The 23,118-nt window shown below is 54.4% G+C and carries 20 protein-coding genes; 6 read left to right on the top strand and 14 right to left on the bottom strand.

From position 1 onward, the window contains the following. The 5 genes from ACWIZX_RS14720 to ACWIZX_RS14740 all read left to right on the top strand — a co-directional run. The coding region (locus ACWIZX_RS14720) for an NAD-dependent epimerase/dehydratase family protein (RefSeq protein WP_448336321.1) at positions 1–513 on the top strand (513 nt) is incomplete at its 5' end. Further along, positions 513–1,862 (top strand): lipopolysaccharide biosynthesis protein, encoded by a 1,350-nt coding sequence (locus ACWIZX_RS14725; protein WP_322793727.1) that lies wholly within the window; start codon positions 513–515, stop codon positions 1,860–1,862. The genes ACWIZX_RS14720 and ACWIZX_RS14725, both read left to right, overlap by 1 nt. Then, positions 1,859–3,004 carry a glycosyltransferase family 4 protein gene (locus tag ACWIZX_RS14730; protein ID WP_448336322.1) on the top strand — a complete coding sequence of 382 codons (1,146 nt, stop codon included), beginning with the start codon at positions 1,859–1,861 and terminating at the stop codon, positions 3,002–3,004. Before ACWIZX_RS14725 ends, ACWIZX_RS14730 begins: the two co-directional genes overlap by 4 nt. Beyond that, complete coding sequence (locus ACWIZX_RS14735; RefSeq protein ID WP_448336323.1) at positions 3,001–4,533, top strand: hypothetical protein; 1,533 nt, start codon at positions 3,001–3,003, stop codon at positions 4,531–4,533. The genes ACWIZX_RS14730 and ACWIZX_RS14735 overlap by 4 nt, the downstream gene beginning before the upstream one ends. Next, positions 4,530–7,115 (top strand): glycosyltransferase family 39 protein, encoded by a 2,586-nt coding sequence (locus ACWIZX_RS14740; protein WP_448336324.1) that lies wholly within the window; start codon positions 4,530–4,532, stop codon positions 7,113–7,115. The genes ACWIZX_RS14735 and ACWIZX_RS14740 overlap by 4 nt, the downstream gene beginning before the upstream one ends. Here ACWIZX_RS14740 and ACWIZX_RS14745 read toward each other — a convergent pair. Together ACWIZX_RS14745 and ACWIZX_RS14750 are read right to left on the bottom strand one after the other, a co-directional pair. Beyond that, on the bottom strand, positions 7,106–8,524 hold the full coding sequence (locus ACWIZX_RS14745; protein WP_448336325.1) for an O-antigen ligase family protein: 1,419 nt from the start codon (positions 8,522–8,524) through the stop codon (positions 7,106–7,108). The two genes, ACWIZX_RS14740 and ACWIZX_RS14745, sit on opposite strands and share 10 nt — an antisense overlap. Positions 8,525–8,585: 61 nt before the next feature. Next, positions 8,586–9,392 (bottom strand): hypothetical protein, encoded by an 807-nt coding sequence (locus ACWIZX_RS14750; RefSeq protein WP_448336326.1) that lies wholly within the window; start codon positions 9,390–9,392, stop codon positions 8,586–8,588. Positions 9,393–9,649: 257 nt separating this feature from the next. Here ACWIZX_RS14750 and ACWIZX_RS14755 point away from each other — a divergent pair, with 257 nt between their 5' ends. After that, positions 9,650–10,606, top strand: a complete 957-nt coding sequence (locus ACWIZX_RS14755; RefSeq protein ID WP_448336327.1) for an aldo/keto reductase — start codon at positions 9,650–9,652, stop codon at positions 10,604–10,606. Positions 10,607–10,609: 3 nt separating this feature from the next. Here the strand turns inward: ACWIZX_RS14755 and metG are convergent, their stop codons facing one another. From metG to ACWIZX_RS14815, 12 genes are all read right to left on the bottom strand, one after another. Further along, positions 10,610–12,406: a methionine--tRNA ligase gene (gene metG, locus ACWIZX_RS14760; protein ID WP_322793110.1), complete on the bottom strand. Its 1,797-nt coding sequence runs from the start codon at positions 12,404–12,406 to the stop codon at positions 10,610–10,612. 105 nt (positions 12,407–12,511) lie between these two features. Further along, positions 12,512–15,040 carry a phosphoenolpyruvate--protein phosphotransferase gene (gene ptsP / locus ACWIZX_RS14765; RefSeq protein WP_448336328.1) on the bottom strand — a complete coding sequence of 843 codons (2,529 nt, stop codon included), beginning with the start codon at positions 15,038–15,040 and terminating at the stop codon, positions 12,512–12,514. A gap of 21 nt (positions 15,041–15,061) precedes the next feature. Further along, positions 15,062–15,439 (bottom strand): hypothetical protein, encoded by a 378-nt coding sequence (locus ACWIZX_RS14770; protein WP_322793108.1) that lies wholly within the window; start codon positions 15,437–15,439, stop codon positions 15,062–15,064. 15 nt (positions 15,440–15,454) lie between these two features. Next, positions 15,455–15,847: a succinate dehydrogenase, cytochrome b556 subunit gene (locus tag ACWIZX_RS14775; RefSeq protein ID WP_322793107.1), complete on the bottom strand. Its 393-nt coding sequence runs from the start codon at positions 15,845–15,847 to the stop codon at positions 15,455–15,457. Between the two features lie 23 nt (positions 15,848–15,870). After that, a complete protein-coding gene (locus ACWIZX_RS14780; RefSeq protein ID WP_448336329.1) occupies positions 15,871–16,617 on the bottom strand; it encodes a succinate dehydrogenase/fumarate reductase iron-sulfur subunit in 747 nt (248 codons plus the stop codon). Positions 16,618–16,661: 44 nt separating this feature from the next. Beyond that, positions 16,662–17,825 carry an FAD-dependent oxidoreductase gene (locus ACWIZX_RS14785; RefSeq protein ID WP_322793105.1) on the bottom strand — a complete coding sequence of 388 codons (1,164 nt, stop codon included), beginning with the start codon at positions 17,823–17,825 and terminating at the stop codon, positions 16,662–16,664. 99 nt (positions 17,826–17,924) lie between these two features. Then, positions 17,925–18,179: a hypothetical protein gene (locus ACWIZX_RS14790; protein ID WP_448336330.1), complete on the bottom strand. Its 255-nt coding sequence runs from the start codon at positions 18,177–18,179 to the stop codon at positions 17,925–17,927. A gap of 191 nt (positions 18,180–18,370) precedes the next feature. Continuing rightward, positions 18,371–19,870: a glycerol kinase GlpK gene (gene glpK / locus ACWIZX_RS14795; RefSeq protein ID WP_448336331.1), complete on the bottom strand. Its 1,500-nt coding sequence runs from the start codon at positions 19,868–19,870 to the stop codon at positions 18,371–18,373. A 51-nt stretch (positions 19,871–19,921) separates the two neighbouring features. Next, entirely contained in the window at positions 19,922–20,557 is a 636-nt protein-coding gene (dhaL, locus tag ACWIZX_RS14800) for a dihydroxyacetone kinase subunit DhaL (RefSeq protein WP_448336332.1), read from the bottom strand. A 60-nt stretch (positions 20,558–20,617) separates the two neighbouring features. Beyond that, entirely contained in the window at positions 20,618–21,619 is a 1,002-nt protein-coding gene (gene dhaK / locus ACWIZX_RS14805; RefSeq protein ID WP_448336333.1) for a dihydroxyacetone kinase subunit DhaK, read from the bottom strand. 105 nt (positions 21,620–21,724) lie between these two features. Next, positions 21,725–22,519 (bottom strand): MIP/aquaporin family protein, encoded by a 795-nt coding sequence (locus tag ACWIZX_RS14810; protein ID WP_448336334.1) that lies wholly within the window; start codon positions 22,517–22,519, stop codon positions 21,725–21,727. Positions 22,520–22,896: 377 nt separating this feature from the next. Next, a partial coding sequence (locus ACWIZX_RS14815; RefSeq protein ID WP_448336335.1) for a helix-turn-helix domain-containing protein occupies positions 22,897–23,118 on the bottom strand: 222 nt, incomplete at its 5' end.

Genomic DNA, 23,118 nt, shown 5'->3' on the forward strand with positions numbered 1-23,118 from the left:
ACCAAAAAAGCCGGCGAGGTGATGTGTCACGCCTATCATCATTTATATGGGTTGGATGTAACCATCTTCCGGTTTTTTACGGTTTATGGGCCGGCCGGTCGGCCGGACCTGGCCATGTTTCGTTTTGTTCAGTGGATTGCCGAGGAACGTCCGGTCAAAATCAATGGAGATGGCAGGCAGTCACGCGGATTTACCTATATTGACGATGTCGCTCGTGGTGTGCTGCTTGGGCTGAAACCTTTGGGGTTTGAGGTAATCAATCTCGGCGGGCATGAATCCATCAGCGTGCTGGATCTGGTGAAACTGATTGAAGAATTGCTGGGCAAAAAGAGTCGGCTGGAATTTTTACCGTTTCACCCGGCTGATATGATGAAAAATCTGGCGGATGTACGCAAGGCAAACCGGTTGTTAGGCTGGCAGCCGCAGGTCAACCTGCGGGAGGGGGTTCAAAATCTGGTCAACTGGTATCTGCAAGAGCGTGAGTGGGCCAGCCAGATTATAACGGATGGATAGTGAGAAAGCGCTGGTTGCAACAGTGGCGGGAGGATCGTTTATTACGCACCGTGGTGCGTAATTCATCTTACCTGTTCTCCTCCAATACCATCAGCATGGGGCTGGCCTCCTTGCAGGGCCTGCTGGCAGCTGCCTTATTGAATGTCGGCGATTACGGATTGCTGGGGATGATCATCGCTTTTGCTTCGAATGTCAATCGCCTTCTTTCCTTCCGCATGAACGAACTGGTCATCAAGTATGCCGGGCAGTATCTGGCGGAGGAAAAAAAATCCCGCGCCGCCGCAATCATTAAAGCCGCCGGCCTGAGCGAAGCAATGACTTCGCTGGTCGCGTATGGATTGCTCATTCTTACCGCCCAACTGGCAGCCGTTTACATCATTAAAGACCCGCGAGCTGCGCCGTGGATTGTGCTGTACGGGCTGGCGCTGCTGGCTAATCTGGTGACAGAAACGGCCACAGCGGTTTTACAACTGGGTAATCACTTTCGTACACTGGCAGTTTTGAACCTGAGTCAGAACCTGCTCACCGCTGGCTGGATTGGCACAGTTTTCCTGCTGCGTGGCGGCCTGTTTGACGTGTTGATGGCGTATCTGGCCGGCAAGGTTGTTTATGGGCTTGGTTTGATGATTGCAGCTGTTTACTGGATGCCGTCGCTGGTGGGCAAGGGCTGGTGGCGGGTTGCGCTTTCCGATCTGAGTGGGAAGAAAGAACTGGCAAAATTTGCCGTCAGCACCAATCTCAGTCAGACGGTCAACATGCTGATTCGGGACAACGAAGTCCTGTGGGTGGGGTTCTTCCTGTCGCCGGTGGAAGCGGGGTACTACAAATTTGGTTTGGCAATCATGAATGTGATTGTTTTACCCATCTCGCCTTTCATCCAGACAACTTTTCCGGAAATCAACCGTGCAGTGGCTCTGCGCATCTGGGATCGCCTGCGCTCACTGCTGCGCCGCACCAGCCTGATTGCCGCCGTGTGGAGCGGACTGGCGGGAGTGGGAATGCTCATTTTTGGTCCGTATCTCTTGACTTTATTCAAGGATGGGGCCTATTTACCCGCCTTTCCGGTGATTCTGGTTTTATTTGCCGGCTTCAGTTTTGCAAACCTGTTCTACTGGAACCGGCCGCTGTTGCTGGCGCTGGGTAACCCCAACTTCCCATTGCTGGTCACCTTTGCGGTTGGCTTGATCAAAACGGTTTTGATGTTCTTGCTGGTGCGGCAGTATGGGGTTATGATGCAGGCGGTTTTGATGAGCGGTTATTTCATCACTTCGATTGGATTGAACGTCATCAAGGGGCTGCGGCAGGTTGATCTTTTGCAAAAAACTTCCGAGCAGGTTCAGCCGGCGTGAAAATTTGCTGTATTACTTCGTTTCGTATTCCGTCCAGGGCTGCCAACAGTATCCAGGTGATGAAAGTTGGGCAGGCGCTTTCTCAGCTGGGGCATGAGGTGCTGATGTATGCTCCTGGTAATGTGCACACCCCCTGGAAAGAACTGGCTGCTTTATATGGTTTGAGTTTGCCTTTTGAAGTCAACTGGCTGCCCAATTATCCGCAATTGAAGCGCTACGATTTTGCAGTGAATGCTGTTCAACAGGCTGTGCGCCGAAAAGCAGAGATGATTTACACGTGGCTGCCGCAGGCCGGTTTGATGGCATTGTTGGGCGGTTTTCCGGTGGTTCTGGAAATTCATGACCGCCCGACCGGTCGGCTGGGGGCCTGGTTGTTGCGGCGCATGATCCAATGGCGCGGAGAGAAGCGTTTTGTGGTAATTACCCGTGCGCTGGAACGGGCCTTACGTGAGGAATTTTCACTCCCATTGAAAGAAGATGAGGTGGTCATTGCCCCCAATGGGGTGGATTTGGAACGTTTTCAACAGCTGCCGAAGCCGGAGGAAGCCCGTCGTTTGCTGAATTTACCCCAGGGACTGACCGCAGTTTACAGCGGTCATTTGTATGCAGGGCGGGGCATGGATTTATTGCTGGGGTTGGCTAAACGTTTCCCACAGATTTACTTTGTGTGGGTAGGAGGACAGCCGGATGCGGTAGAATCATACCGTGAGGTAATCACCGTGCGCGGGCTGACCAATATCACCTTGACCGGTTTCATCGAAAACCAACGCCTGCCGCTGTATCAGGCAGCTGGCGAAATTTTGCTGATGCCCTACGAATGGCAAATTGCCGGCAGCGGCGGAGGTAATTCCGCCGATATTTGCAGTCCGATGAAGATGTTTGAATATCTGGCTTGCGGACGGGCAATTTTAACCAGCGATTTACCCGTCCTGCACGAAGTCTTGAACGAAACCAACGCAGTTTTCTGCCCGCCACAGGATATAGACGGCTGGAGCGCGGCGCTTTCTAACCTGGTGAATGATCCGTTGCGCATTGAATTGCTCGGTAAAAATGCCCGCGAAACAGCGCGCCGGTACACCTGGCTGGCCCGCCAGGAAAAAATTTTGGCCGGATTTCCGCCTGGAGGAAAGGGTCGAGTATGAGCAGCGCTACCCCTAAGGTGATTTTGCTGGTTGGATTGACTTCACTGGCGGGCGGTTTTGCGCTCACTGGGCTGGTTGAAGGGCGGGTTTCCTTACAAGGCGGATTGGGTAGTGCGGTGCTGCTTGCTGCTGCCGGTTTTCTGCTGTGGTTGTTCTTAAAATTTACAACATCGCCTCGTTGGGTGGGGATGGCTGTCAGCATTGCCTTTTTAATAAGGTTACTGGTTGGTGTCGGGTTATCCCTGGCCTTACCGGTCTGGGGACATGAAAGCGACGTTTCACGGGCTGGCTATCTGTTTTTCGATGCGTACACCCGTGACCGGCAGGCGTGGAATCTGGCGCAATCGGGAAATTCGCTGCTGGAGGCATTTGGCAACGAATTTTCTGGTGATCAGTATGGGGGAATGCTGGCTCTTAGCGCGCTGGTTTACCGGCTGCTCAGCCCGGAGGTTCACCGCCCGTATCTGATTTTGATTTTGACCGCGTTTGCTGCTGCTGCGGCATTACCATTCTTTTACCAGGCTGTGGGCAAGTATTTTGGTGCTTCAGTCGCCGCGCTGGCGGTGTGGATGGTTGTGCTTTACCCCGAAAGTGTTCTGCTGGGGGCTTCTCAAATGCGCGACCCAATCCTGATCGGACTGGGGGGAGTGGCTTTCTGGATGGTCAGCCGCTGGCAGGATGCACCACGGCGGATGACCGCCGGATTATTGTTGATCCTGACCGTCACGGCGTTGTTTTCCTATCTGGTGGCGCTTCCTCTGGCTGGCGTGCTCTTTCTCTGGTGGTGGATAGAATATTCGCCGCAGGTCAAACAACCCAAAATACGCCGGCTGGTGTGGATTGGGGTCGCTGTAGCGGGTGCGGTCATCTTGCTGGGTATGGCAGCCTGGCTGCGTGAGACTGCCTTGTGGGATGCGCGGTTAACCGAAGCGGGCTCCGGGAAGATTCAAGCCCTGTTCAAGTCCTTGCCGGATCCATTGGAGCTGCCTTTTCTGGTGGTTTATGGTTTGCTGCAGCCGGTGTTGCCGGCCGCCTTGTTTGACCCTTCCAAACCGCTGTGGACGGTCATTTCCAGCCTTCGTTCGCTGGGCTGGTATTTGATGCTGCCGCTTTTGGGTTATGTTCCTTTTGGCTTGCGCTGGCAAAGGCCGGGATTGCAGCGTAGTTTGATTTTTTTGACTTTGATGGTTGTGCTTGGCTGGAGTTTACTTTCCAGTTTTCGCGCCGGCGGCGATTTATGGGACAACCCGCGCTACCGCACCTTGTTGCTGCCGTGGCTTGCGCTGCTGGCGAGCTGGGCGTACCTCACCGCCCGCCAGTACCGGGATGTATGGCTTGCCCGCCTTCTGGCCTGTGAAGGGGTCTTTCTCCTCACATTTGGGGTGTGGTATGCCAATCGTAGTTTTCGGCTGGGGTTGGAATTGTCTTTCTTACAGGTTGCCGGGATGACAGGCATCTTGTGCGGTTTGATATTGGCAGCAGGTTACTGGCATGACCGGCGGCAGAGGATAAAGACGGGAAAAGGATGAGTTCGGTTCAACCAGCGCTCAAGATTTGGATGCGAATTTACTTCTGGCTGATTGCCAGCCTGGGGCTGGGGGCAGTGGCCTGGACGGCGTCAATTCCGGCGGATGAAAAAGGGGCTGTACTGTTCGGCTTTTCGATGGCACGTTTGATTTTGCTGGCGGGTATTTTCTTGCTGGCAATGGGCTTTATTTGGGGGGGATGGGCAATTCCTCGTGGCAGCCGAATTGCTGAAAGAATTCGTGGATGGCTGAATGACTCGAAATCTCGTCAGGTGATCCTCACCGCTGCCGGATTACTCATCCTCGTGGGGTGGCTGGCGGGGTTCATGCCGGCTTACTGGTTTCGAGTTTATCAGTATTATTTTGTGCGCCTCCGGCCGATGCTGGTGTGGCTGGGTTGCGCCGGTTTACTGACCTTGTTGATGGTTTGTATGCCGGGAATAAAGGATCGCTGGCAGGCGTGGAAAAACACCCTCAAAGAATACAAAGAATTGCTGCGGGCGGCAGGGATCACATCAGGTATTTTTGCGGCAATCTGGCTGATTGCTGCGATTACCGGCCTGGGTATCATCGCGGAGCCTTATTTTTGGGATGAAGCCAGCGTGCCGCTGCTGGCGGTGCAGATTGTCCTGTGTATCTTTGTAACCGTTGGAATTAACCGCTGGGTGTTTTCCTCGGGCAAACTGGAAAGGCATCCCCTGATCGGGTGGGTTGTATTTCTTTCGGTGTGGTTGTTTGCCTTTCTCCTCTGGTATGTTACTCCATTAAAGCACAGTTATTTTGCACCCGGCCCGCGCCCGCCGAATTACCTTTTCTATCCCTATTCGGATGCCGAATTTTATGACCTCGCCGCCCAGTATATTCTGATTGGGCAGGGGGTTTTAAACGGTATCCCGATGGATAAACCGCTGTACGCCATGTTCCTGGCGTTGATTCATGCGGTTGTGGGGCAGGGATATGAAGAAACCATCCATTTGCAAATTGCTGTGCTGGCGTTGATGCCGGCCATGCTTTACCTGCTGGGCTCGCAAATGGTCAACCGTCCGACGGGGTTGTTGATGGGGCTGCTGGCTGCTTTTCATCAGCGCAATGCGATTGCTGCCACTCCTTTCATCAAGGTTTCCCATTCTAAATTGATGCTGACCGAATACCCCACTGCCTTGCTGCTGGTGATTTTTGCCCTGTTTGCTTTCCGCTGGCTGAAAGGCAGGCAGCGGCTATCCTGGGTGGATGCCGTCCTGGCGGGCGGTTTTTTGGGCCTGGCGATGCTGGTACGTCCCAATGCGTTGATGGTCTTGCCGTTTGTGTTGCTGCTGGCGTGGGCTGCCAACCGCCGGCAGATCCAGAAATGGCTGCTCGGGTCGGCAGTTATTGTTTTCATGGTCAGCGTAACCATTCTGCCGTTCATGCTCGAAATCCCTAAAGGTTTCAACGAACCGTACTTAATCATTAAAATCCGGGCAATTTTGGAGAGCCGTATCTTGACCGATGAACCGCGCGGCTCGATTCCACTGGCTGAACAGCTGGCAGCAGATGAGGGCTTCCCTTGGGGAGAGGCAGGACAACCTCAATCCACTTTGCTGGATGGATTGGAACGCTTTGCCTATGTACCGCGCCACTTTTTCCACAACATGATTATGACGGTTATGTTGCTGCCGAACACCTTTGCCTTACATGATCTGCGCCACACGCTGGAAGCGCCCTATTGGAAGGACGTTCAGCAGTGGCAGGGGGAATTACCCCCCGGGGCAGGCTTGTTTTTACCTTTGAATTTGATGATTCTGGTGGTGGGGGTTGGCACCGCCTGGCAGCGAAGTAAAGCAGCCGGGCTGGTGCCTTTGATGATGCTGCCGGGTTATTTTCTGGCAAATTCACTGGCGCGCAATTCGGGTTGGCGCTATTTAGTACCGATGGATTGGGTGGTGCTGGTTTATTTTGCGATTGGAGTATTGGTTTTATTGCGCTGGCTGCTGGACTGGCTGGGGATTGACCTGTTTCGCAAATGGCTGCCGATTTTAAGCGGTCAGAACGACTCGATTCCGCAGTCCTCACGGCGGCAGAATGGGCCTGTGGCTGCGCTGTTGGCAATCCTCTTTCTGTTGGCAGGGTTATCTCTTCCGCTGAGCAAAACCCTGATCCCCCAACGATATCCGCCAATGAACCCGGCAGAGTTATACGAAAAAATCAACACCGCCGGATTGCGTATAGATAGAAAAGCCCTCAATCAATTTATGAACAGCGGAAATGCTTATCTGAATTATGGTCTTGGATTATATCCCCGCTTTTATCCGACCAACGGCGGCGAACCGCAGCCTAATTTGCCCCTCAAAGGCCGCCCCTATCCCCGTTTCACCTTAACCATTGTTGCCTGGGATACTTTCTACACCGTCCTGCTGCCTATGGAACAGCCAATGTCCTTCTTCCCCCACGGTGAAGATGTGATCGTCATGGGTTGTAAGGATGCTCAGGAGCCGTTCATTGATGCTTATGCAATTGTGGTGTTAAGCGACCCTCCTCAGGTTTTTCAGCGCTACGCGGAAACTGAACTGCGTTGTCCTTTCCCGGCGCTCACGGTTCAACCCTGAGCACGAAGGTTATCGTATCCAGACCCGGTTCTGGACGCCAACGCCCCCAACAACCAACCAAAAATCAGCCAGAAATAAGGGAAAGCAAAGGTATCCACGCTCATTCCTTCCATCAGCAAAGCAATCAGGGTTAGTTGAGCGGTTAACCCTAATGTGGCAATCAGGGGGTGAGCATCTCGAAACAACAAGCGTGCTGTTTTCCACACCAGGTAAAGAAAACTCAGGAACAGTGAAAACCCGATGATTCCCGTTTCGCTCAACAGACGAATCCACAGGCTGAGGGTGTTGGGTAAGGCACTGGTATAGTACATTTTGTGAGATTCAACCACCGTCCAGCCAAAGATGGGCAGATTCTCCGGGAAGAAGTAACCGGCGTTTTCCAATCCTACCCCGAAAAGGGGATAATGATTGAAAATTTGTAAGCCGGTCAGCCAAAAAGCCATGCGTTCACCAAAGAACAGATAATTGGCGGCTTCTAATGGATTGTAGGGGTTGCTGAGTACTCTGAATAAATCTTCCATGCGCGGGTCAAGACGGCTGAGAACAAATGCGCCGCCAAGCAGAAGGGCTGCATAAACCCCCGCAATCCCCAGCCAGATGCTGCCTTTAATCAGCAGAGCGGCGGTCCTCGAAACGGCATTGCTTCGCGCGGCAATGATCTTTTGGTGAAACCAGCCTGCAAAGCGGGCAGTGCTCATCAAAATTAACCAGCCGACTGCCAGGCTGAACGACAGCAGAGCACTTCGTGCCAGGGAAAGAACCAGAATCAACCCTCCAGCTGCCAAAAAGAGGTTTTCGGCAGAGAGTTTCCAGATGCGCCAGTGGAATACGCTGAACCGCCGAAAAGAAGCCGCCAGCCAGTACGGTAGGTAGAACAAAACCAGTTGATGACCCAGCCAGGAAGGTTCAAATGCCATTCCGGTGGTGCGCCGGTTATACAGATTGCCGCTGGTTGAGATAATCCGTTGGATTTCCGCCATCCAGTCGGGGTAACCGCCTGTCAGATACCAGTAAAGGGATTGTAAACCGGCCCAGAGCAAGGCGATTCCCCCGCCAATATTGACCCATTTGAAAAAAAAGGCTAAGCGTTCCCCAGAATCGGTCAAGAGCAATGCTGTAAGGAAGAAAGAGATGCCAATTCCCAGGGTGGTGAAACCGGAAAGCAGATTTCTGAGCCGGTTTGCATCCCGAAACAGCGGAAATTCGATAAAGAATGAAAGCGCTGTACTGAAAACAGCCACGAAAACAAAGGCAAGCAGGGGAAGCACTGGACGGGGTAACTGGTGTTGGCGGTAAAAATAAAGCGGCACGAAAACCAATACCAGCAGGCTGAGCGGTAAAACGGATGCCGGTGCAACCATGCTCCCGCCGGCTGCCTGCGAGAGCAGCGGCAGACTGGTGATTGGCAAAAGGAGAATTAAACTCCCCCATAAGAAAGAATAAAGGAAAGATTCAAGCCGCTGGAGCACCCTAAGCCCTCTTTAACAGGCGGTCCGGCAGCCGCAGATGGATTGCCATCAGCGCCAATACCAAACCCATCAACGCGCCTGCCAGCAGGTATGTACTGCGCTGGAATTGAACCGGCTCAGGCAGCAAAGCGGCCGGTTGGGTGAGTGTAAAACGGATGCCTGGAATGATTCCGCGCGCACTGGCGCGGGCGGAGAGGAGTTGTTCGCCGGTTGCGGCGATTTCAGCCTGAAGGGTTGACAAATTTTGAACGGGACACGGGTTAATTTCAACTCCGCCGGCCGGCTGTTGCTGCAGGCAGACGGTTAAACCATCCAGATAACGTTCCAATAAATCAACTTGCAGGGCATGGAGCGAAGCGCTTTCCAGGGCGCGTAAAGCCAGATCGCTCCAGCGGTCGGTGAGGGCAAGGGCGGCCTGCGGGTTGCGGTGCTGAACACGCAAAATAAAGGATTCGGCCTTGCGCTCGATGAAAAACACCCGCCGGGGATTGCTGTCAGACGAGAGCCACCCCGCCTGTACGGCCTGCTGGCGTAAATCGTCCATAATCGCTGCGGAAGCCATCACCCGGCCTGTGGTGTTGATGAGAATGTCCTGATTCTTATCGCTCAATGTACCGGTGCGGCTCAAATCTATGTTCAGGGCAATTTCAGCGCGGGCTTCATAAAGGGGTGGTTGAATTTGATAAAAGATCCAGCCAAGGATTACCCCCGCAGTCATCAGCAGGACGATCAACCACCAATTGCGCAGCGCAGCGTTCAAGTCATCCAGCGGGTTATAGGATGGAGTCATGGGAATTCGAGCGGTCACAAAGGATGGCTCAATTCTAACCGATTTTTTAGCGAAGGAGAGCCTCATCTGATTTATAATCTCAACGGTTTAATTTCTTAACGTGAGTTCGGGATAAGATCAAAACATGGCTTGCAGTAATCATTACCCCCCTGCACCTCCCCCTAAATCGCCCCTGCGATTTAGGGGGAGGCGGGAGGGGGACGAAAATTCGAAAGTTGATGTAAAAATGATTTATCCCGAATTGACGTTTTTTAGAAAAGGAGGATAAAAGGCACATGGAATACCGAAAATTGGGGCGGACAGGTCTGAAAGTTTCGGCGTTGTGTATGGGCAGTATGCAATTCGGCTGGACTGCCAGCGAGGACGAATCTTATCCGATTCTCACTCGTTCGTTTGAGGCGGGGATTAATTTCATCGATACCGCCGATATTTATTCACGCTGGGTGGCGGGCAACCCCGGTGGTGTTGCGGAAACCATCATCGGCAACTGGATCAAACGGAAGGGCATCCCGCGCCATGAAGTGATTATTGCCACCAAAGTGCGCGGAAAGGTGGGGGATGCTCCCAACGACGAAGGGTTATCCCGTGCGCACATCTTCCATGCTGTCGAGCAATCCCTGCGCCGATTGCAAACCGATTATATTGACCTGTATCAGACTCACTGGTATGACGATCAGACTCCCATTGAAGAGACTTTAATCGCATTGAATGATCTGGTACGGCAGGGCAAGGTGCGCTATATTGGCTGTTCCAATTACCCGGCATGGCGCTTAATGCAGGCGCTCTGGACATCGGATAAACTGGGGCTGGCACGCTTTGATTCGCTGCAACCCCATTACAATCTGGTTCACCGCGCCGAATTTGAACGTGAACTGGCAGAGGTTTGCCGCACCTATGGGCTGGGGGTAATTCCCTACAGCCCGCTGGCAGGTGGATTTCTGAGCGGTAAATATCGGCGTGGGCAGACCGAAACCGGCAGTCAGCGCAATGTCAGCCGTTACTTCACCGACTACGGCTGGAAGGTGCTGGAGGCGGTGGAGGAGGTAGCCCGACAGCGAGGGGCGTCGGTTTCCCAGATTGCACTGGCGTGGATGCTGACCTTGCCGGGCATTACCAGCCCGATCATCGGGCCGCGATCCCTCGAACAATTGGAGGATAATCTCGGCGCGGCGGATTTACGCCTGACCGATGAGGAAATGGAAAAGTTAAACGAAGCCAGCCGCTGGCAGTAAGGTCTATATTGCAGCCGGCTTTCCCAACCGGGCGCGTTCTTCTTCGATGATGGACGCGTCCAATTTCTTAAACAACGGTTCGGGTTTTTGCAGGGGTGTGCCCGGCTGAATCTGACTGGGCTGCCATTGACCGCTGGCTGAATCCGGGTCATAGCGCACCACGGTATGGCTGCCAAGCGCATCCTCTACTTCCTGAAGGTAGCCCTGCCCAAACAGGGGCTGCTGGTACCCCAGAATACGGTGCAGCCGTTCGGCGGTGTGCGGCAGGACGGGAGCAAGCAGGATTTTCAGATTGTCAATGGCGCGAATGGCGGTAAAAATGGCGCGAGCAGCAGCCTGCTTATCCGTTTTGATACTCGTCCACGGGGCAGTCTGATCCAGATAGCGGTTGACTTCGGTAGCCAGTCGCATGGCTTCGCCCAGCGCCGCCCGGAGATGAACCGTTTCGTATTCCTTGCCGACCGTGTCAAACCCTTTTTCAATCATGGCCAAAATTTCCTGATCGGCGGTGGTCAGTTCTTCCGGCTCAGGCACAACCCCTTCCCAGTGTTTGTAAGCAAAGGAAAGAACGCGGTTAGCCAGATTTCCCCATGTGGCTACCAATTCATCGTTGTTGCGCTTGTAAAAATCCTCCCAATCCCAGTCGGTATCTCGGGTTTCGGGCATGTTGACAGTCAGGTAGTAGCGCAGCGGGTCGGGGTCGTAACGGGTGAGAAAATCACGGGCGTAAACCGCCCAGTTGCGGCTGCCGGAAATCTTCTGACCTTCCAGATTCATGAACTGGTTAGCCGGTACATCATAAGGCAGGGTCAGGCGTTGACCACTTTCCCCGGCAAAGATTTCCAGAAACTGCTCGCCGGTGCCCATCAGTTGGGCCGGCCACCAGGCGGCATGGAAGAAGATGTTGTCTTTGCCAATGAAGTAGAACGATTTGGCATCGGGATTGGTCCACCAGTTTTTCCACGCCTGCGGCTCACCGCTGAGTTTTGCCCATTCAATGGCTGCGGAAAGGTAACCGATGACCGCCTCGAACCAGACATACAGGCATTTGCCTTCCCAGCCGGGGATGGGAACGGGAATGCCCCAATCCAGATCGCGGGTAATGGCGCGCGGTTTGAGGCCTTCGGATTCGATTTGCCCAAGCGATTGCCCGATGACGGTATCCCGCCAGTAGTGCTTCCGTTCGCGCAGGAAGCGGGCAACTTCCGGTTCCAGTTTGGAAAGGTCGAGGAAGAAATGCTCGGTTTCACGCAATTCGGGGGTGGAGCCATCCACCTTGGAGCGCGGGTTGATTAATTTTTCGGGTTCTAGAACGCTGCCGCAGCGGTCACATTGATCCGAACGTGCGCCTTCAAAGCCGCAAATGTAACAGGTGCCCTCCACATAGCGATCCGGCAGAAACCGTTTGCTAACCGGCGAATACCACTGCGGGCGCGACTCGGTGTATAGATAACCATTCTTTTGCAATGCAAGAAAAATGCTTTGCGCCACCTTGAAATGATTTTCGGTGTGGGTGGTGGTGAATAAATCGTAATGAATGCCTAATTTGAGAAACAGGTCGAGAAAACCGTTGTGAAAGCGTTTATACACTTCTTCAATGGGTTTTCCCTCGGCATCGGCGCGCAGGGTGACTGGTGTGCCGTGTGAATCGGTGCCGGAAACCATCAACACCTGATTGCCTTTCAAGCGATGGTAGCGGGCGACAATATCACCGGGCAGATGGGAACCGGTTACATTCCCCACGTGAATTTCGGCGTTGGCATACGGCCAGGCAATGGCAATCAGGATGTGTTCGGTCATGGTACACCTCGTCAGGATGAAAATCAGATTAAGATTTTATCACGAAACGGGGCCATCCGCAGACAGCCCCGTTTGGAATTTCTCTTACCATGTCGGTGGTTCGTGTTACTTTTCGGGCAGGGTTTTCAAAAAGTTGGCAGCCATCTCACGGACTTCCTGCGCGTTGGAGCAGGCAAGTGCCTGCCGGGCGGCTTGTTTAGCCTGTTCGGTGGTTAAGTTACGCACTACTGCTTTGACGCGGGGTATGCCGGCCGCATTGAGGCTTAACTCGCGCACTCCCAGACCGATCAGGATCGGAACGGCCAGTGGATCGCCGGCCAGTTCACCACACACGCCCACCCATTTTCCATGGGTTTCTGCAGCAGCAGTGACCTCACCAATCAGCCGCAGGACGGCAGGGTGCAGGGCGTCATTCAGGTAATTCAATTGTGGGTTGCCGCGTTCAGCCGCCATGGTGTATTGAGTCAGGTCATTGGTGCCAATGCTGAAGAAAGCCACGTGCGGGGCAAGCGCATCTGCCAGCACTGCAGCGGAGGGAATTTCAACCATGATTCCGGTTTCGATTGGCCAGCGGTGAGGCAATCCCTCCTCTTGCAATTCCTGATGCACTTTTTGCAGGAACTGGTTGGCTTGATGCACTTCCTCAATACTGGCGACCATAGGGAACATAATGCGCAGGTAGGTATCCGCTCCGGCGCGCAATATGGCGCGCAGCTGCGTGCGGAACAGGTGGGGCTGTTGCAGCGAGAGGCGCAAGGCGCGCACACCCAGAAAAGGATTGGCTTCCGGCTGCTGGTTGATGTAGGGTAGAGGTTTGTCACCGCCCACATCCAGGGTGCGGACGATGACGGGTTTACCCTGCAGGGTCAGGCCAATCTGGTGAATAGCCTGATACTGTTCTTCTTCTGTGGGGGCTGTCTGGCGGGTGAGGAAGAGAAATTCGGTGCGCAGCAGACCCACCCCATCGGCGCCATTTTGTACGGCCGTTTGGGCATCGGTCAGGTTACCCACATTGGCGGCAACTTCGATGACCAGCCCGTCCCGTGTGACGGCCGCCTGATGGGTGGAGGCCAGCAGGCGCTGTTTTTCTTCCAACCAGCGCGTTCGCCGTGCTTCAAATTCCTGACGGATGCGTTCGTCCGGTTGAATCAGAACTTCGCCCTTGAATCCATCCAGCGCAACCGGAGTTTGCTGAGGGATTTGTTTGATTCGCATCGGCAAGCCGGTAACGGCGGGAATGCCCAGGGAACGCGCCAGAATTGCGCTGTGAGAAGTCGCTCCGCCGCTGAGCAGGGCAATGCCCTGCACGCGTTCCAAATCCAGCGAAGCGGTTTCGGTGGGGGTCAGGTCATCTGCAACCAGGATGACGGGTTCCTGGAAGACAATTTTTTCGTGGGCTTCACCGCTCAATTCGCGCAAGACCTGATTGCCAACGTCCTGAACATCCACTGCCCGCTGTTTGAGGTAATCGTCTGCCAGTGCCTGAAAGCGGGCAATAATGGTGTCCACGCTTTCCTTCCAGGCACGGGCGGCGTTGTAATGCTTTTTCTCAATCAGCATGCGGGCGTTTTCCAGCAATTCCTCATCACTGAGCAGGAGGGCGTGGGCTTCAAAGATGGCGGCTTCATCTTCACCGACACGATTGACCATCTCGCGCTGGCGTTCGAGGATGGCACGGCGCACTTTTTCCAGTGCCCCCTGCAATTTTTGCCACTCCGTAGCGGTATCTTTCGCCTGATAATCGGGGATCAGGGGAGGTAAGCTTTCGTAATGGAAAATTGGCGCAACTGCCACCCCCTCCGAAACCGGCAACCCGCGCAAAATGTGCTCATCGGAGGGCTGTGGTTCGATCGCCGGAACGGCAGAAGGAGTCGGCTGCGGCGGTGCGGCTGCTTCTCCAAATCGTTCTTCCACCAGTTTGGCCAGGGCTTGAAGGGCTTCGGCAGCCTGATCCCCCTGCGCCTGAATTTGAATCTGGTGGCCGTGCAGCGCGCCAAGGGTCGCCAGTGCGTTCAGACTTTTGGCAGAAACTGCCGCGCTGCCGGTCGTCAAATTCGCTACCCGAATATCCGCCTTGAAGCGGGAGGCGGTTTGCACAAAACGGGCAGCCGGCCGGGCATGCAGTCCGTGTGCGTTGGTCAGTTCCAGAACAATGGTGTGAATTTCACCCGCGGTTGGAGCAGGAACACCTTCTTCAACCGCTGCAGGGGCAGGGGCCGGTTCACTAAAATGTAATTGCTCGGCTTTGGGCTTAAGAGCCTGGCAGGCTTCGCGACAGATGGTTTGCGGGTCATTGCCCAGACTTGCCTGAACCCCAGCGGCAATAGCTCCTTCTACCAGCGGGGCAGGGCAGAAGTGTACCCGGCTGCGCACATCTTCGGGCAGCAGTTCCAGGGCCATTTCCGCGCTCAAAATGGCGCTGCCCAAATCCATCAAAACCACAATGCCTTCCGGGCTGTCCACTTCCTGAATGACCTGCGCAATCTGGGTGGCGTCAGTGCCAAATTCATCGTGGTTTTCCCCGGCACCGGCTGCCACGCCAATTTTGACCTCCTCACCGGCCATCTGGCGAACCAGATTAACCAGCGATTGGGCAAGCAACTTGCTGTGTGAAACCAATACCAGGCTAACCATAAAGTTTGAGTTTCAATCCCTTTACAACCCAAAATTGATTACAGCGAAAAGCAGCCATATTCCATAACCGGTTGCAAACAAGCCCAGAGCAATGAAGAGATAATCGAGGACTTTCATCAGGGCGGGACTGGGGCGAAGGTCAAGAACGATGCTGCGCGATCCGATCAAGGAATGCGCTATCACGAAAACAAGGAAGAAACCTTCCATAATCGGGACGATTGGGTAATTGCGGTAATAGGCCACTACCTCGGCATGGCTGAGCAGACCATTGGGTGCCAGCAGGTGATTGACCAGGAAATGGATGATTAACACCGCGAAGATTAAAACTCCGCTGACAATCTTAATCAACCACAACAGGTAACTTTCGCCGGGCTTGGGTTGGGAGAGCGTGTTTTGCATGAGATCACCTCCGTCCTAGTGAGTAGTGAGCATTCGCACGCCGAAGACGACCGTACCAATCAGGGTGATTCCAACCACCCCGTACAGCAACTGACGCTGAGCTGGTACGGCAATCCCAAAACTGTTGAGGGCAATGCGAAGTCCGTTAAAGCCATGATACAGGCCGGCGATGATCACCAGCATTTCTCCAAACATGATGGCAGGCTGCTTTGCGGTTTCAATGAAGGCGTCGAAGGCTTCGGGGCCTTGCGCCAGTTTGCCCAGCATGTAAAGATGCAGGTACAGGTAAACCGTCAACCCGATCGCAGAGAGGCGGTTGATGATAAAGCCCCAACCGCCAACGTTCCTGCCGCGCGGGTCAAACCAGTCCAATATTCCGCGGGTATTGGGTTTTTTAGATGTTTCCATTTCTCACATTCTCCTGTAAGGGATTAGGCTTTTACAAACCAGCGTTTGAGGCGTTCTCCAACGACCTGTCGGCGTAAGTCCATAATGCGCCAGCCGGGGTCAACGTTGGAAGGACAAACCGCGGTGCATTCATACGCGCTGTGGCAGCGCCACAGTCCGTCGGCGCAGTCCACCACATCCAGCAGGTCGGGGTTGTGTTTCAAACCCTGCAATTGAGCGGCAGCCAGAACTGCCGGGCCGAGGTAGTTTTCAGCCGTACCGGCAACCGGGCAGGCGCTGATGCATAAACCACATTCAATGCAGTCTGCCAGGCGCAGATATTCGTTACCGTTGTTACGCGGCACATCCCGGGGTGGACGGATATCTTCGCCTTCCAATGGGGCAGCCGAAAGCGGGTGTACGGCTTTGGCGTGAACGCGATCCATGGCAGCGTACATGCGGGTCATATCTACGACCAGATCGCCAATAATGGGGAAGTTGCGCATTGGCTCAATTTTGAGAGTACCGCCGTTGGTGGTTACATCGCGAATTTTGGTGATGCAGGTCAGTTTTTCCACATCGTTGACCCGCATGCCGCACGCCCCACAGGTGGAATGGTGGCAGGCATGGGCAAAGATGAGCGAGCGGTCGTGAAATGCCCAGATGCGCTCCACGCCGTCAATCACATATTCTTCCGGGTCCACTTCCAGAACATAACTGTCGTATCGGGCAGGCTGGTCGCCCTTTTTACGAAAGATGACAAATTTAACGGTCCATTTTTCTTCAGACATTGCTCACTCCGTACAGGTAGAGTTCGTTCAACAGATTGCTGGAATCAGTTAACGTAGAACTTGCGGTAAGAGAGAAGGGGGGTTTCGGCGGTTGTGCAGGGGATAGTGAGGTTGAATTTCTTGCAAATCAGATCCACGGTCTTTTCTGCCATCAAACGCAGGGTGGTAGCCTTGCCGCCGGTGATGGTTACCAACCCTTCGACATTATCGGTTTCTTTGTGGTCGTAGGCTTTGAAGGTGCGTGAGATGCTGCGCCCGGGGGCGGAAGCACCGATCAAGGGGCGGGTGGCCATGTAGGCGCCGCGTTCTTTGGTCTGGCGCAGAGCCGGAATCAGGTTGGAACCGCGTTCAATCATTAGTTGAACATGGTCTTCGTATACGGGAACGTAATCGGGGTCTTCAATGGTGAAGGAGGTGGTGCCGACGACCATCATGCGCCGCTGAGGGAGGACGATATCGCCATCGCCGGGTTTATTGAGCAGGTTAATCGCGCGCTGGGTCAGACGCTTATCATAGGCTACCATTACACCGGGGGTGGGGGTGATCGGCACGGAAATACCGGCCATGGAAGTGATATGACCCACCCAGGCGCCCGTCGCGTTGACCACAATATCGCCTTGAATGTCAAAGCGCTTGTCAGCGGCGCGGTCCCAGGCCTTGACACCAACGATATTGCCCTGTCCATCGGTCAGAAGGTCAACCACATCGGTGTAGAGGTGGAATACGGTTCCGTTTGCCTTTGCCGAAGCGGCAAAAGCCAGTGCCAATCGGAGCGGATCAAATGTGCCGTCCGGCACGGTGAAGGCGGTCTGCAATTTGGGATTCAGGTTGGGTTCCAAACGCAGGGCTTCTTTGGGGCTGAGTTCGGTAATTGGAATCCCGCAAGCGGCGCAGCCTTCCATGAATTTTTCACGGTAAGCCATATCTTCATCCGTGATTCCGATGAACAATCCGCCATTGGGTTCAATGGCGTCTGGCACAATCAGGCGGAGGATTTGATTTTCCTGAATACACTCGATGGCTGATTCCTGATCATTGACGGCGTAACGTGCGCCGGAGTGAAGCAGCCCATGCGTGCGTCCTGATGTGCCGTTGACGATTGGACCCCGCTCCACGACAGTAACAGCAAAACCGCGTAGAGCAAGATCGTGGGCAATGGCGACACCGGTGAAACCGGCACCAATCACAATGGCATGGAGTTTACTCATAATTCTTTCTCCTGTTTCGACTTTTGCCACAATCGTGGCGTTTTTCACAAAGTTAAGCGTGCAGTTTATCGCGGCTGAGCGCGTAAATTTTCGAGGGAATTATTTCCTTCTGCGAAGCAGGCGGTTGATGAGCAGGAAAAATAAGAAGATCAGCCAGATGCTTCCACCGAATACCACACCCCACAGGATGCGTTCAATCAGCGGCAGTTCCGGGTTGCTGGTGATGATCGTCCAGATTGCCAGCAAAATGCTGACGACCCCCACCACGATTAAGCCGGTTTTGAAGGGAATCCAGGGTTGGGCGATCAGGTCTTGGGGCTGGTTTTTGGGGGAAGAAGGTTTGTTTTTGGACATGGTTTTTCCGTGAGAGACCTTCAAAGCAGGGATTTTATCACAGGTAGAGAAGCTTGGGAGAAAAATCACCCTTTATAAATTACAAAGGGCGGTACAGGTCTTGTGGACTGTACCAGACCGCTGACCCACCGCCCCTGTGCAAAGGAAGAGAGGAGGGGGCAGGTATTTGCCTGCCCCCGGATATGGATTTATTAAACTTCGACCCAGCCGAAGGTGCGTTCGACGGCCTTCTTCCAGCCGGCATACAGTTTTTCGCGTTCTTCGGCGGCCATCTTGGGATGCCATTCGGCGTCCTTGCCCCAGTTGGCGCGCAGTTCGTCAAAGTTGCTCCAGAAGCCAACCGCCAGACCGGCTGCATAAGCTGCACCCAGCGAGGTGGTTTCGGCAACCTTCGGGCGGATGACCGGCACGCCGAGGATATCGGCCTGGAATTGCATGAGTAATTCGTTGTACACCATACCGCCATCCACCTTGAGGGCAGTCAGCGGCACGCCGGAGTCCTTGTTCATTGCATCCAGCACTTCGCGAGTCTGGAAAGCGGTGGCTTCCAGCGCGGCGCGGGCGATGTGACCGCGGTTGATGTAGCGGGTCAGACCGACGATGACACCGCGGGCGTCACTGCGCCAGTATGGAGCAAACAGACCGGAGAAGGCCGGCACGAAGTAGATACCGCCGTTGTCTTCCACCGTGCGGGCAAGCCCTTCGATGTCTTTGGAATTCTCGATCATCTTCAGGTTGTCGCGCAGCCATTGCACCAGCGCGCCGGTGATGGCGATGGAGCCTTCCAGGCAGTACACAGCCGGCTGATTGCCGATCTTGTAACCGAGGGTGGTCAACAGACCGCTCTTGCTGGGAACGGGTTTGGTGCCGGTGTTGAGCAGCATGAAGCAGCCCGTGCCGTAGGTGTTCTTGGCTTCGCCGGGGTCGTAGCAGGCCTGACCGAAGAGCGCCGCCTGCTGATCGCCGAGGTCGCCGGCAACCGGGATGCCTTCCAGCAAACCGCGGGCGTGGCCGTACACTTCCGAGGAGGGGCGCACGGCGGGTAGCATGGCGCGCGGGATGCCCATCAGCTGGAGGATTTCGTCGTCCCAATCCAGCGTTTCCAGATTCATCAGCATAGTGCGGGAGGCGTTGGACACATCGGTCACATGCACACCACCCTGCGGGCCGCCGGTCAGGTTCCAGATGACCCAGGTATCAATGTTGCCGAATAGCACTTCGCCTTTTTCGGCTTTTTCGCGCACACCAGCCACATTGTCAAGGATCCACTTAATCTTGGGACCGGAGAAGTAGGTAGCCAGAGGCAGACCGGTCTTCGGGCGGAGGCGGTCCTGACCGCCATCGGCAGCCAGTTCGTTGCAGATTTTATCGGTGCGGGTATCCTGCCAGACGATGGCGTTGTAAACCGGTTTACCAGTGGCTTTTTCCCAAACCACGGTGGTCTCGCGCTGATTGGTGACACCCACAGCGGCAATCTCTTTGGGATCAACACCGCTCTTGCGCAAAGCGCCTTCGATCACTTCCTGAGTGCGGGTCCAAATTTCCAGCGGGTCGTGTTCGACCCAGCCGGGCTTGGGGTAGATCTGCTCGTGTTCTTTCTGATCAACGCCGACTACCTGCCCGCTATGATCGAAAATCATGAAGCGGGTGCTGGTCGTACCCTGATCTACTGCAGCAGCATATTTTGCCATCTTAAGCCTCCTTTGAAAAATTTGAGTATGGGTTTGGTTGAACGAACAAACTTAATTGTTTTTCCATTGTTCTGCGGCGGTGCGCAACAATAGATAAGAGGATGTGGCACCGGGATCCTGATGACCTGCGCTGCGCTCACCGAGGTAACTGGCACGCCCTTTGCGGGCAACCAGCGGGATGGTGGCTTTCATACCTTCTTCGGCGGCGCGGGCTGAGCGTTCCAGGGCTTCGCTGAGGGTGGTGCCGTTCTCAGCAGCCTGCTTGAGGGCGTTCAAAGCCGGCACCAGGGCATCAATCATGGTCTTGTCGCCTAATTCGGCTTTTCCGCGCATTTTGACGCCGTTGATGCCGGCTTCGATGGCATCAATCCAGTCCTGGAGCGTCAATTCCATCTTACCCGTGGTCTTCATCCCAGCCTGGAGAAATATGGTGGAGTAAAGCGGCCCGCCTGCTCCCCCAACCGTGGAAAGGAGGGTCATCCCAACGGTCTTGAAAATGGTGCCGATGTCCTTATCGCGCATTTCCGGCATCTTTTTCATGACAGCCTGAAAGCCGCGGTCCATATTGGCGCCGTGGTCGGCGTCGCCAATTGCGGCATCCAGCTGGGTTAGATAGTCGCGGTTCTCCGCCAGTATTTCAGCGTAGCGTGTAATCCATTCAAGTATGTCATCCCGTGTAATTACCATAGAGTTCTCCATAAGGCTAGCCAGGCCGAGCCAACGGGTAAACCTGGCTTTTCAGGATTTTTATACACCCCAACGCAGGCCGGGGGTCTTGACCGGGGCATCCCACAATTTGATCAGGTCTTCGTCCATCTTCAGCAGGGTGATGGAGGTGCCCGCCATTTCGAGGCTGGTGATGTAAGGCCCAATCAGGTTGCGGACAACTTTCAAACCGTGTTTGGTGGCGATTTCATACGCCTTGCGATAGATAACGTACAGCTCAATCAAGGGGGTGCCGCCCATGCTGTTGACGAACAGCAGTACCTCATCGCCGGCTTTGTAGGGCAGATCGGAGATGATGGGCTCCATCAGCATTTCGACGATTTCATCAGCGGGTTTGATCTTCATGCGGGTGCGGCCCGGCTCACCATGAATACCGATGCCGATTTCAATTTCATCTTCCGGCAGGTCGAAGGTGGGTTTACCAACGTGCGGAACCGTGCAGGAGGTAAGTGCCATGCCCATGCTGCGGCCCCAGCCGTTGACTTTGCGGCAAATGTCGGCCACTTCCTTCAGGGAGCGGCGCTGTTCAGCGGCTGCCCCACAGATTTTCTCTGCCAGGACGGTGGTACCAACGCCGCGCCGGCCGGCGGTGTAGAGGCTGTCCTGTACGGCTACATCGTCATCAATCACCACCGATTCGATGTCAATACCCTCGGCGCGCGCCAGATCGGCGGCCATTTCAAAGTTCATGATGTCGCCGGTGTAATTTTTGACGATATGCAGTACACCTGCCCCGCCGTTGACCGCTTTGGTGGCTTCCAACATCTGATCGGGGGTGGGGGAAGTGAAAACCGCACCCGGGCAGGCTGCATCCAACATACCCAACCCGACGAAACCACCGTGCATGGGTTCGTGGCCGGATCCACCGCCGGAGACGATGCCCACTTTACCTTGAATGGGAGCATCTGCACGGACGATGAAATTCGGGTCAAAATGGACTTTGACGAGGTCCGGATGAGCAACGGCAATCCCCTCCAGCTCTTCCTTCACCACGTCTTCTGGTTTGTTGATTAACTTTTTCATGCTGTATTTCCTTTCTACTCAAAAACTTTTGCGGAGTACCACTAGTCAGCGGGGCGAGAGTGGGCCTGCTTCAACTTACAAAGCAGGCCCGGGTGATGATGAAATTTAGTCTTTCTTGGGGGGCAGTTGAGCGGTAACCAGTGCGTCGTAAATCACTGCACCGAGGATACCACCGATGATTGGCATAATCACCGGGGCTACCAGCCAGTAAATGCCATCGAACAAGCCCTGTGTCCCGACCAAAGCGCCGAAGATGCGCGGGCCGAGATCACGGGCGGGATTGATGGCGTAACCGCTGGGGCCGCCAAGGCTCAAACCGACTGCCAGCACGGTGCCGCCCACCAGGAACGGGCCCATGTTGAATTTGAGGCCGAGGTTGCGCTCATCACCGCTGGCCAAAACCCCAAACAGCAGCACGGCGGTGCCCACAATTTCAGCAATGCTGGCATTGACCAGCGAGTAGGCTCCAACCGAGCCGCCTCCTGTTCCGCCCCAGAAGGCCTGACCGAACACCGATCCCGGACCAGTGCACCAAACGTTGGGCATGCCGGCTGCTACTAAACCCTCGCGGTAGACCAGATAGACACCCAGTGCACCAAGGAACGCGCCAACGAACTGACCCGCGATGTAGGTGGGTACTTTCGACCATGAAAAACCACGTTTGACGGCTAGGGCGATGGTCACAGCGGGGTTGAGGTGCGCACCGGAAACACCGGCCGACACATACACCGCCACGATCACCGCGAAGGCCCAGCCGATGGTGATGGTGTTCCAGTTATAGGCAGGGGAGGCCAGACGCGGGGCGAGCCCCACATTGGCAACCACACCATCACCCAACAAGATCAGCGTGAATGTTCCAATGACTTCGCCAAGGAATTCACTTAAACCTCTTGATTTCATCTTCGATCTCTCCTTTCAAAGGATTTGAAAAATTGGGGAAACGACAGAAAACGAAGGACAGATGATCGTATCTCTTTCCGTGCAACCTCCTTAGTCAGTATTGGATTGTTGAGAAAAGACCGGTAGAAACTTGCAAAAAAATACCGTTGTTTGGAATGCTTCCTAACAAACGGTATCTTCTGCCTGAAGAGAGGGGATAACACATGACCACTGGACTGCGAGATGCCAGCCCATCGTTCGGGAACCACTAATTTGCCAAAAATTGCGGATTATAGAAGAAAAATTAAACATCACCCTTAATTGTACGGCACAAGATGGACAGGTCAACTTTTGTGAAATTTTTGGTTCGAAATGGAACAGTTATCTTAATAAGTGTTTCAATTTGAAACATTTTGAGATTTGGTGTCGCGAATGCGGAATTCCTCGGGAGATAAATTCATTTGTTTGAAATAGCGCCAGATGGTTGTTCTGCCAATTCCAAGCATTTCGGACATGCGGGTTACATTGCCCTGACAGTATTGAGCGGCTTGCAAAATGGCACGTTTTTCCAGTTCCTCCAGTGGCAGTATACGGCCGTCCTCACTGGAGGGTGAAGGTTC

The organism is Bellilinea sp., assembly GCF_053501535.1.